Source organism: Vibrio sp. QJM3NY_26, assembly GCF_057786005.1.
Window position 1 is genome coordinate 501,633 of sequence record NZ_CM173515.1, and the last position, 10,972, is coordinate 512,604.

8 protein-coding genes are annotated in these 10,972 nt (G+C 46.8%); all 8 read right to left on the reverse strand.

Annotated elements, in window-relative coordinates:
• Positions 1–54: 54 nt before the first annotated feature.
• The 8 genes from AC3CH4_RS02220 to gltB all read right to left on the reverse strand — a co-directional run bounded on the left by AC3CH4_RS02220 (position 55) and on the right by gltB (position 10,736).
• A complete protein-coding gene (locus AC3CH4_RS02220; protein WP_488543236.1) occupies positions 55–636 on the reverse strand; it encodes a flavodoxin family protein in 582 nt (193 codons plus the stop codon).
• Positions 637–895: 259 nt separating this feature from the next.
• Positions 896–1,513 carry a TRIC cation channel family protein gene (locus tag AC3CH4_RS02225; RefSeq protein ID WP_004734978.1) on the reverse strand — a complete coding sequence of 206 codons (618 nt, stop codon included), beginning with the start codon at positions 1,511–1,513 and terminating at the stop codon, positions 896–898.
• Between the two features lie 74 nt (positions 1,514–1,587).
• Complete coding sequence (gene btuF, locus AC3CH4_RS02230) at positions 1,588–2,457, reverse strand: vitamin B12 ABC transporter substrate-binding protein BtuF (RefSeq protein ID WP_488543237.1); 870 nt, start codon at positions 2,455–2,457, stop codon at positions 1,588–1,590.
• Position 2,458: 1 nt separating this feature from the next.
• The gene (locus AC3CH4_RS02235; RefSeq protein ID WP_488543238.1) at positions 2,459–3,412 is read right to left on the reverse strand and encodes a cobalamin biosynthesis family protein; all 954 of its coding nucleotides are present in this window, start codon (positions 3,410–3,412) and stop codon (positions 2,459–2,461) included.
• Positions 3,413–3,422: 10 nt separating this feature from the next.
• The gene (mtnN, locus tag AC3CH4_RS02240) at positions 3,423–4,118 is read right to left on the reverse strand and encodes a 5'-methylthioadenosine/S-adenosylhomocysteine nucleosidase (RefSeq protein ID WP_017090520.1); all 696 of its coding nucleotides are present in this window, start codon (positions 4,116–4,118) and stop codon (positions 3,423–3,425) included.
• Positions 4,119–4,245: 127 nt separating this feature from the next.
• Positions 4,246–4,674 (reverse strand): DUF1499 domain-containing protein, encoded by a 429-nt coding sequence (locus tag AC3CH4_RS02245; RefSeq protein WP_488543239.1) that lies wholly within the window; start codon positions 4,672–4,674, stop codon positions 4,246–4,248.
• A 169-nt stretch (positions 4,675–4,843) separates the two neighbouring features.
• Positions 4,844–6,256 (reverse strand): FAD-dependent oxidoreductase, encoded by a 1,413-nt coding sequence (locus AC3CH4_RS02250; protein WP_009848402.1) that lies wholly within the window; start codon positions 6,254–6,256, stop codon positions 4,844–4,846.
• A 16-nt stretch (positions 6,257–6,272) separates the two neighbouring features.
• Positions 6,273–10,736 (reverse strand): glutamate synthase large subunit, encoded by a 4,464-nt coding sequence (gene gltB, locus AC3CH4_RS02255; protein WP_488543240.1) that lies wholly within the window; start codon positions 10,734–10,736, stop codon positions 6,273–6,275.
• Positions 10,737–10,972: the final 236 nt, after the last annotated feature.

Here is a 10,972-nt window from a genome sequence, read left to right on the forward strand (position 1 = left end):
CTCATAGATATCAGACAAGCTAGGGGTTTTGACGTTAGCTCGTCAATTATCTAGTTAGGTTTCCTTAACTAGACTCGCGATGCGTTGGCCAAAATAGAAAGCGGTTTTAAGATCATTACTATTGATGTGATTATTGGTGCTCTCAACCGTCTGATCATCACTGGCGACCAAACCAATACTTGAACCTGTGCGATTCAAACCTAAATCATCAATATGCTTTGAGATATCAAGCCCTGCCCAAATCATGCCATGCTGACAAGCCAGAGTGAAAAAGCTCAGTAGGGTTTGCTGTTGTTCACCGTTAAGGCTACCACCAGTGGTGAAACCTGCAGCGAGCTTATTTCGCCATGCTTTTTTACAGTAGGTATCACTGCTTGCATCCATAAAGCTCTTAAATTGAGCCGCTGGTGAGCCCATGTAGGTTGGCGCGCCAAAAATAATCGCATCACAATTGTCTAATGCGCTGAGCTTATCGTCATTGTCAAATCTTCCTTCGACTATTTCAGAAGAGAGCACCTCGATGAGCAGTGCTGAGTTAGATTGTTGAGTGTTAATGCCTTCTGCGATTGTCTCAGCGACTTGCTTAGTCGCTCCATTCTTAGAGAAGAAAACAATGCCCACTTTATTGATACTCATTTTTAACTCCTTATTGGCAGACTATATTAGTAAATAAAATAATTTATAAAGATATTGGTTTACTAATATAGCCTGTTAACTAGGTAAGTAAATAAAAAGCATTACTAATTCATAAGCTAAGAGCTATGAACTAACAAGCTAACTAAATTGAGTGTCAGGAAAAAAGGGGGATCTTTGAAGGGGGAAATTGAGGGGGATAAGTAATTTGAAAGCGAATTAAAAAAGGCCCCTTTGCGGAGCCTGTTAGTCATCGTTCTATCTATTTGATAGCGAAGGTTGGCAATGACAAGTGCCAGCGAATAGCGCCAAGCCTAATCAATAGTGTTGTGAACACACCGGCTAAAAATGCGGTTTCTGAATCGTGCCCCATGAGAATCGCCATGGTATGGAAAGCACCACCAATGATACAAGCCGTGGCGTAGACTTCACTTCTTAGGATCATTGGAACTTCACGAGCAAGTACGTCACGGATAATGCCGCCACCGCAGCCTGTGATAACCCCCATGATAATAGCAACCAATGCAGAGTCTTGATAATTCAGCGCTTTTTCAACACCAATGCCAACAAATACCGCTAAGCCGATCGCATCACATACTGGCAGGATCCACCAAGCCAGACGCTTTGGACGTCTTACTATAATCATGGTCAGCAAACAGGTGGTGATGATGACCCAAAGGTAGGTGGTATCGGTGATCCAAAACACGGGAGTTGCACCCAGTGCCATGTCACGAATCGTACCGCCGCCAATCGCGGTTACGCTACCTAAAACGGCGACACCAAAGGGATCCATCTTAAGACGGCCCGCGACAAATACGCCTGAGACAGCAAAAATGGCAGTGCCAAATAAATCGATAATATAAAGCAGCATGGAGTCCATGATACTGGTGCTCTTATAGTTAAAATTGTAGGGACAGGTCGGTGGCGAATTGTACGAAAAAACGCAGCAAATAGTTAGTGATTTTGCCTAGCTCTATCGAAGAAATCGCATACTTGTTGGATCGCTTTCAAAGTTCTTGTCGTCGGGCGATTAATCCAGTCAGAGTTGAGTGACCAAATCTGATTTTGAGCGACTGCCGGGATCTCATCTTCCCAAGTTTGCCACATGGTTCCATTCTCAATTGCATGCTGAGAAGTGAAGATCACTTGCGGTTTCCTTAATACAACTTGTTCAATACCAACTTGCGGATAAGGGGAAGCGCTGTCTTCGAAAATATTCTGGCCGCCACAAAATTCAAACACCTCACTTGGCCAGTGCCCTTGAGCGACGGTGATGATCGGCTTTTCACTTAGCTGATAAAAGTAGTTTACTGGTTCGGCATCTTTATATTTTAGTCTCAATGCGTTGAGTTGTTCTTTGTATTGCTTGGCATTGTTTTCCCCAATACTCGGATCACTGGAGTACTGGCTGAGTTGTTCAATATTGGTCGCAATGCTGTCTAGGCTTTTGGTTTTCGAGTAGTAAATATTAAACCCAAATTGCTCTAGTTTCGCGAGTTCTCTGGGCGGGTTTCCCGCTGGCCACGCAAGAATCAAATCAGGTTGCAGTGCGATGATCTTCTCAACCTTGATACCTTGATAGTTTGCCACTTTTTCAAGCTGGTCTGCTTGTGGTGGGTAATCACTCCGTTCACTTACCGCAACAAGGCTGTCACCTAAGCCAGCACTGTACGCGAGTTCAGTAGCATGAGGAGCAAGGCTGACCACCCGTTGAGCAGGTTGTACTTTTTCTGGAGTCAGTGATGTTTCTTCTGCAAATGATAAAGGTAGCCATAAGCTGGAAGACAAAAGAGTAAGGCTTGTAACAAGTGCTGAAGGTTTCACTCTAAATCCCTTGGTGAACAAATAGTAAGATTAGGCTTTGTAAAAATATCCAGATAGCAATACGACCAAACAGCAGCTTCTGAACCTGAGATAAATGCAGAGCTGATGGGGCGATTCTTCCGCCTAATTTTGCGCGAATGGTTTTGTTGTTGTTGTAAATAGCAGGGCCACCCAATGATAACTCTAGCTTGTTGCCAACGGCCGTGATCAACCAGGCTGGCCCAGGCAGTGGCCAAGAACGGCTCTGGGTAAGCATCATCTTGAATGTGTGACTCGCTTTGTCACCACATACGATCATCAAAGCAAACAGACGCATCGGTATGAATTCGAGGATAGCGACTATCTTGATAGCCGTTGAGCCGAACGGAGCAAATCGCTTGCGACTTGGCGACCAAGCTCGAGCTAACTCGACTACAAGGCGATACATTAAAGCCGCAATTCCACCACCAATGGCGTACCAGAATAAAACACATACCACATTGCGAGCGTAACCCATGATGATGGTTTCAGCAGCGGCTTTGCCAAGCCCTAGTGATGACAGTGATTCGGTTTGACGATTTACAACCGGAGCCAGTAACTGACGAGCGGCAGCTTTATCTTCTCGTCCAAGCGCTTTGATCAGTTGATTTGCTAACTTTTCATTATTGCGCCAATCAATCGCCAGTAATAACAGCGCTAATTCAAACAGTTGAGATTGCCAAACCAATGGTTGCAGTGCCAATAGAATTACCAGAGTCGGCAGTACCATTACGCCCCAGGCTAATGTGCCCGAGATTAAGCTTTGGGAATAGTTTTGGTTGTTATTAACCTTGCTTGCTAAAAGCTCAGCAAACTTATGCCATAAGGTCGTGGGGTGTGCGGCATGGGGGATAGGTAAAATCAAATGAAAAAGCAGTGCTCCCCACATTACAAGGAGCACGCCATTTGCAAATACCTGATCAAACAGTGTTTGCATGTCTAGTCGCTTACTTTAGTAGGGCAACCATCTTGATAACCATTTCTGAAGAGCTTTGTGCTGCTAGTGGCAGGAACTCTTCGAAGCTCATTGGTGATTCTTTGTCTGCAACGTCAGAGATTGCACGAACAACCACGAATGGTACTTGGAATTGGTGACAAGCTTGAGCGATAGCAGATGCTTCCATCTCTACAGCAACGACCGATGGGAAGTGCTTGCGGATGAACTCTTGGCGTTCTGCTGTGCAAACAAATGCGTCGCCAGTACAGATAAGACCGCGAACGGCGTGCTTATCTTCCATTTGTGCTAGTGCTTGTTCAGCAACAGCCATCAGTTTGTCGTCCGCTTTGAACGCTGCAGGTTGACCTGCCATTTGGCCGATTTCGTAACCGAAAGCTGTAACATCTGCATCGTGGTGACGAACTTCAGTTGAGATAACCACATCGCCAAGGTTCAGTGTTGAATCAAAACCGCCAGCAGAGCCCGTGTTTAGTACTACGTCTGGCTGGTATTCGCTTAGTAGGATTGAAGTACCCACTGCAGCGGCTACTTTACCAATGCCTGATTGAAGCAAAACAACGTCAACACCATTTATCTGACCAGAGAAAAAGGTACAACCGCCTTTATTAACTTCAGTAATGTCTGAAATTGCTGCCTTTAGGATCGCAACTTCTTGCTCCATTGCGCCAATGATGCCGATTTTCATGTGTAGTCTCTTAATAAATAATATTTAAACAGTAGAGCGAAATTGTAGCATGGATAAGAAGTGTCGAGCGACTGCCCAGAGGCACTTCTCATCCGAATTGCAGCGATTTATCTGCGTATTCTTTTATCTATTTGATCAGGCCTTCGCTTTTTAAGCTAGCGCGAAGTTGTTCAGCACGCTTTCGGTTTACGCCAAAATCAGAGTGACCAGTACGAGACTCTGAACGCACGATCAGTTTGCCATCAGTGATCTTAAGTTCTAAGTCATCGACAAAGCGCATGATGCGAGAAGTGCATTCAACATGCAGGTAATCTTCTGTTTTACTCGCGGTTTTCGATCCCGGTAAGGTTAGCGCAACCTGCTCAATGGCATCTAAGTTTGCTGAATCTGATAACTCAAACGCGGCCAATGTATGCTGTTCACGGTCATCTTGAGTTGATACGCAGTTTGGTTTGTCTCCACAAGGTGATGAAGTTCTGTCTTTCATGTCCGTGATTCCTTGGCTACAAGCGGTTAAAGTCAAAAGAGATAGAGAAAGGAGAGCGGCTTTTTTCATAGTGTTTCCTATGGCGTTGTTTTAATTGTAGTTATAGGTATTGGCTTGTTTGCGATTGTTTACGTATTTTCGATATGCTTGTGATAAACGTATCTAATTCAAAAAAGGATCCATCATTGGATCCTTTTTTATAGTAACGAGCTGAGTAATAAAGGAAACCTTAGATTAGTCACACTTCTAGGTAATCCAATATTCCTTCCGCTGCTTTACGGCCTTCGTCGATAGCGGTCACGACTAAGTCAGATCCTCGAACCGCATCACCACCTGCAAAGATCTTACTGTTGGTGGTTTGGTATTGAAATTCTTGTTTACCGGGAGCCTTGATGCGACCCCATTGGTCGAGCTCTACACCGAATGGTTCTAGCCACTCCATTGCATGAGGTTGGAAACCAAATGCCATGATCACAGCATCGGCTTCTAGAACGTGTTCACTGCCTTCAACGGGTTCCGGACGACGTCGGCCTGCTTCATCGGGTTCACCTAGCGCCGTCTTCACCACTTTGACGCCAGTCACATGACCTGACGAATCGGTTTCTAGTGCTAATGGTTGAAGATTGAACATGAATTTCACGCCTTCTTCTTTCGCATTTTTCACCTCACGGCGAGAGCCTGGCATATTCGCTTCATCTCGACGATAAGCACAAACAACATTCGCAGCGTGCTGACGAATAGACGTTCGAACACAGTCCATCGCAGTATCACCACCACCAAGCACGACCACTTTTTTGCCTTTCATGTCGATGAATGGCGTTGGATTATCCAGCTCCATGACCTTGTAGGTATTGGAAACAAGGAAGGGTAGAGCATCATAAACGCCCGGTGCTTCTTCGTTGTCTAACCCAGCGCGCATGTTTTTATAAGTACCGACCCCTAAGAAAACAGCATCATAGTCATCGACAAGTTGTTGTAGTTGAACGTCTTTACCGACTTCGGTATTCATCTTAAATTCAACGCCCATCCCACTAAAGATACGGCGACGGTTTTCCATGATGCCTTTCTCGAGTTTGAACGATGGGATACCAAACGTCAGTAGGCCTCCGATCTCTGGGTAGCGGTCAAATACCACGGCCTTCACACCGTTTCGAACTAAGATATCAGCTGCAGCAAGACCTGCGGGGCCTGCGCCAATGATCGCGACCTTTTTGTCGGTCCATTCAACGTGAGACATGTCTGGTTTCCAGCCCATCTCAAACGCTTTGTCATTGATGTATTTTTCAATGTTGCCGATGGTTACTGCGCCGAAATCGTCGTTGAGGGTACAAGAGCCTTCACATAGTCGATCTTGAGGACAAACTCGTCCGCAAACCTCAGGCAAGCTGTTGGTTTGGTGGGACAGTTCAGCCGCTTCGATAATGCGCCCCTCATTGGCAAGTTTGAGCCATTGAGGGATGTAGTTATGGACTGGGCACTTCCATTCACAGTAGGGGTTACCACAGTCTAAACAGCGGTCGGCCTGTGCCTTAGCTTGTTGCTTCGTGAAAGGTTCGTAGATCTCTACAAACTCAATCTTACGTATCTTGATTGGTTTCTTCGCTGGGTCTACGCGATTCACATCAATAAATTGGTATACATTCTGGCTCATGATTGGCTCCTTCCAATTATTGCGCTTGAACACGAAGTTCAGCAGAGCTGCGGCTTTGGTGACCGAGCAAGGTGTTGAGATCCGCCGTCTTCGGCTTCACTAGGTAGAACTTTGGAATCCATTCATCAAAGTTCGCCAGAATAGCTTCAGCGTGTACTGAGCCAGTCTCTTCTAAGTGCTCCGCAATCAGGCCGCGTAGATGTTCTTGGTGGATAAATAGATCAGACAGAGAAAGTGCTTCGACCGATTCGTTGTTCACTCGGCCTTGGAAGTCGTCATTCTTGTCCATCACATAAGCAAACCCACCGGTCATACCGGCGCCGAAGTTCACTCCGGTTGCGCCAAGAATGGCAACAATACCACCGGTCATGTATTCACAGGCATTGTCGCCTGCACCTTCAATCACGGCAACGGTGCCTGAGTTACGCACGCCAAATCGTTCGCCTGCAGTACCAGCTGCAAATAGCTTGCCTCCGGTCGCACCATACAAACAAGTGTTACCTATGATGGTCGCTTCGTTACAAACAAATGCAGTGCCTTGGTGAGGTTTGATAACCACCTTACCGCCTGCCATGCCTTTGCCGACATAGTCATTGGCATCGCCTGTCAGATATAGCTCAACGCCGCCAGCGTTCCAAACCGCAAAGGATTGGCCTGCTGTGCCATCGAGATACAACTTAATTGGTGACCCCGCCATACCTTGGTTCCCGTAACGTTTGGCTATTTCGCCAGAGATACGAGCGCCAATCGAGCGATCGGTGTTGATTACGTTGTAGTAAAGGCTGGTGGATTGACGTTTCTCAATCGCATCAATGGCATCATCAAGGATCTGTTGGTTGAGTTGCGCTTTATCAAATGGTGCGTTTGGCTCGGTCCAAAACAGTGGGTGACCTTCTGGAGATACCGGAGCTTCGAGTATTGAAGAAAGATCGAGTTTACTCTGTTTCGCAGTCAGGCCTTGAACGGCTTCAAGTAGATCCGTGCGACCAATCAGGTCTGTGAGCTTTTCGACTCCAAGTTCTGCAAGGTACTGGCGAACTTCGTCGGCTAGGCCGGTAAAGTAGTTCACTACCATGTCTGGCAGGCCTTTGAAGTATTCACTGCGTAGTGTTTCATCTTGAGTCGCAACGCCCGTTGCACAGTTGTTTAGGTGACAAATTCGTAAGAACTTACAACCCATCGCGACCATTGGTGCAGTACCAAAACCAAAGCTTTCAGCACCGAGAATCGCGCCCTTGATAACATCGAGTCCGGTTTTTAAACCACCATCGACTTGCAAGCGGATCTTATGGCGTAGGCCGTTGGCGACTAGTGCTTGTTGAGTCTCCGCTAAGCCAAGCTCCCAAGGACAACCTGCGTATTTTACCGAGGTCAGCGGGCTTGCCGCGGTACCACCGTCGTAACCGGAGATCGTAATCAAGTCGGCATAGGCCTTCGCCACACCAGTAGCAATGGTGCCCACACCCGGTTCCGATACTAACTTCACTGAAACCAAGGCTTTCGGGTTAACTTGTTTTAGATCGAAAATCAGTTGCGCCAGATCCTCGATAGAATAAATATCGTGGTGCGGAGGAGGGGAGATCAGTGTTACCCCTTGAACTGAGTATCTCAGTTTGGCGATTTCTGCGGTGACTTTATGTCCTGGCAGTTGGCCACCTTCGCCCGGCTTCGCACCTTGTGCGACTTTGATTTGCAGAACATCCGCATTGGTTAAGTAATGTGGCGTCACACCAAAGCGACCGGAAGCTATCTGCTTGATACGAGAATTACGATCAGTACCAAAGCGTCGTGGATCTTCACCACCTTCACCAGAGTTGGAGTAGCCTCCTAATCGGTTCATCGCCATGGCCAATGCTTCATGAGCTTCAGGGCTTAAGGCACCAATCGACATAGCAGCAGAGTCGAAGCGTTTAAAGAGATCGCTACTTGGCTCGACTTGTTCTAGTGGCAGAGGTTGATCGGCTTTTTTGAGGCTCATTAAGTCGCGCAGCATAGCAGCAGGACGGGCATTAACTTGCTTCGCAAAAGATTGGTAATCGGAGGTTTCGCCTGTCTTTACGGCGGTTTGTAAGGTGCTGACTACGTCTGGGTTATAGGCGTGGTATTCGCCGCCATGTACGTATTTGAGTAAGCCACCATGTTCCAGTGGTTTACGCTTAGTCCATGCTTTGCGAGATAGATTATAGATATCTTGTTGGAAGTCGCTAAAGCTAGCGCCTTGGATACGAGTCGTTACGCCTCGGAAACACAAGTCAACGACATCGGTATGCAAACCGACCGCCTCAAATAATTGCGAGCAGCGATAAGAAGCAATCGTCGAGATACCCATCTTCGACATGATCTTATACAGACCTTTGTTGATGCCGTTTTGGTAATTTTGCAATGCAGTGCGATAGTCTTTATTTAAAGAACCATCGTCCAACATTTTGCCCAATGCTTCATAAGCGAGATAGGGATAAACTGCGGTTGCACCGAAGCCAAGCAGAACTGCAAATTGGTGCGGGTCACGTGCGGTTGCTGTCTCAACCACGATGTTAGCATCACAACGTAGGTTGTTGTCTGCGAGTCGAGTTTGCACGGCACCGACAGCCATAGCTGCTGGAACCGGGAGCTTGCCTTTCTCTAAGTGCTTGTCTGAAAGTACAATCAAAACAGCACCATCACGGACCTCTTGCACCGCACGATCACACAAGTCATTAATGGCTTGTTCAAGATCTTTATCAGCAGGATCATAGTGCATGCTAAGAATCGCGTGGCCATAGTGTTTTTGATTTAACTGCAGAAGTTGCTGCATGTCAGAGTAGACCAGAACTGGCGAATTAAATGTCACACGGTAGGCGTGACCGTCTGTTTCGCAGAACACGTTCATCTCTTGGCCGATACTGGTGGCTAAAGACATAACATGCTTTTCACGCAATGGATCAATCGGTGGGTTGGTGACTTGTGCAAACATTTGACGGAAATAGTCAGTGACGAGACGTTCTTTCGAAGAGAGCACAGCCATCGGCGTATCATCGCCCATCGAGCCTACGGCCTCTTGTCCCATATCTCCAAGCACACGCAGTATTTGGTCCGACTCTTCGTTGCTCATCGCAAACTGTTTTTGGTAGGTCTTGAGCGTGTCATCGTCAAAGCTGCGCTTACCGACTTGCTCATCGGGCAGATCGGAAAACGGTGTGAGTTTGTGAACGTTCTTTTCCATCCACTCTTTATAGGGATGGCGACCTTTAAGGTCATTGTCGATCTCGTTAGATTGCCACAGTTTACCGCGGCGCGTATCTATGACGAGTAGTTCACCCGGGCCGACACGCCCTTTCTCTGCCACTTCGTCTGGCGCGTAATTCCAGATGCCCACTTCAGAGGCCAGCGTGATCAGATTGTCTTTGGTAATCACATAACGCGCAGGGCGTAAGCCGTTTCTATCTAGGTTACACGCAGCGTAACGACCGTCAGAAAGGACGATACCTGCAGGGCCATCCCACGGTTCCATGTGCTTGGAGTTGAAGTCGTAGAATGCACGCAGATCGGGATCCATGTCTGGGTGGTTTTGCCAAGCGGGCGGCACGAGCATACGCATCGCTCGGAATACATCCATACCACCGGCAAGGAACAGGTCGAGCATGTTATCTAGGCTTGATGAATCTGAGCCTGTCTCATTCACAAAGGGTGCGGCCGTTTGTAAATCGGGCAGCAGTGGTGAAGAGAATTTATAGGCACGAGCTTTAGCCCACTGACGGTTACCTTCGATGGTATTGATCTCACCATTGTGCGCCAAATAGCGGAATGGCTGAGCCAGTGGCCAACGCGGCTGAGTATTGGTAGAGAAGCGCTGGTGGAACAGGCATATCGCCGATTCCATACGTAAGTCAGCAAGATCGAGGTAAAATCGCGGAAGATCGGCCGGCATACACAGACCTTTGTAAACCATGACTTGTGTCGAAAGGCTACAAATATAGAAATCTTTGTCTTCGGTGATCTGCTTTTCAATTCGACGACGAGCGATGTAAAGGCGTCGTTCAATATCGCGTTCACGCCACCCCGCAGGTGCTGAGATAAACACTTGCTGAATATTAGGAACGGAATCTTTTGCGATTGGACCTAATACGTCGGTGTTGGTCGGCACGACACGCCAACCTGCAACGGTTAACGTTTCTTGAGCGAGTTCTTTATTGACGATGTCTTGCGCGGATTGCGCTTTGATTGGGTCTTGGCTGAAGAAAATCATGCCGACAGCGTATTGCTTGCCGAGCTTGAAGTTATTCTCTTCTGCAATAATTCTGAGATAAGAGTCTGGCTTCTGTAGCAATAAGCCACAGCCATCTCCTGTTTTACCATCTGCAGCAATACCACCACGGTGTGTCATGCGATCGAGGGCTGAAATAGCAGTTCGTACCAACTTATGACTCGGTTGGCCTTCCATTTGCGCTATTAAACCAAATCCACAGTTGTCTTTTTCAAGACTAGGATCATATAGAGCCATTGCAATTCTCCCTTTTGCTTCTCTGTCATCCAGACAGTAAATGACTAACTATTCATATACTTGTTATTTTTTATAAGCTTATAGTTTGTCTTTAGCTAGTTAAAACGTTATTGGTTGTGTTAACAAAACCGATTGGTTTTATTTTCACCAGCTTTACAACGTATAGCTAATTGTGTTTAAGGTCAAGTTCATGGTTAATTATCATGCGTAAACGCGATTAACCACGTAATAATCTA

Bases quoted from the DNA above. Each gene is read 5' to 3' on its own strand.
- AC3CH4_RS02220 (WP_488543236.1), bottom strand. From the start codon at position 636: ATGAGTATCAATAAAGTGGGCATTGTTTTCTTCTCTAAGAATGGAGCG.
- AC3CH4_RS02225 (WP_004734978.1), bottom strand. From the start codon at position 1,513: ATGGACTCCATGCTGCTTTATATTATCGATTTATTTGGCACTGCCATT.
- AC3CH4_RS02235 (WP_488543238.1), bottom strand. From the start codon at position 3,412: ATGCAAACACTGTTTGATCAGGTATTTGCAAATGGCGTGCTCCTTGTA.
- mtnN (WP_017090520.1), bottom strand. From the start codon at position 4,118: ATGAAAATCGGCATCATTGGCGCAATGGAGCAAGAAGTTGCGATCCTA.
- AC3CH4_RS02245 (WP_488543239.1), bottom strand. From the start codon at position 4,674: ATGAAAAAAGCCGCTCTCCTTTCTCTATCTCTTTTGACTTTAACCGCT.
- AC3CH4_RS02250 (WP_009848402.1), bottom strand. From the start codon at position 6,256: ATGAGCCAGAATGTATACCAATTTATTGATGTGAATCGCGTAGACCCA.
- gltB (WP_488543240.1), bottom strand. From the start codon at position 10,736: ATGGCTCTATATGATCCTAGTCTTGAAAAAGACAACTGTGGATTTGGT.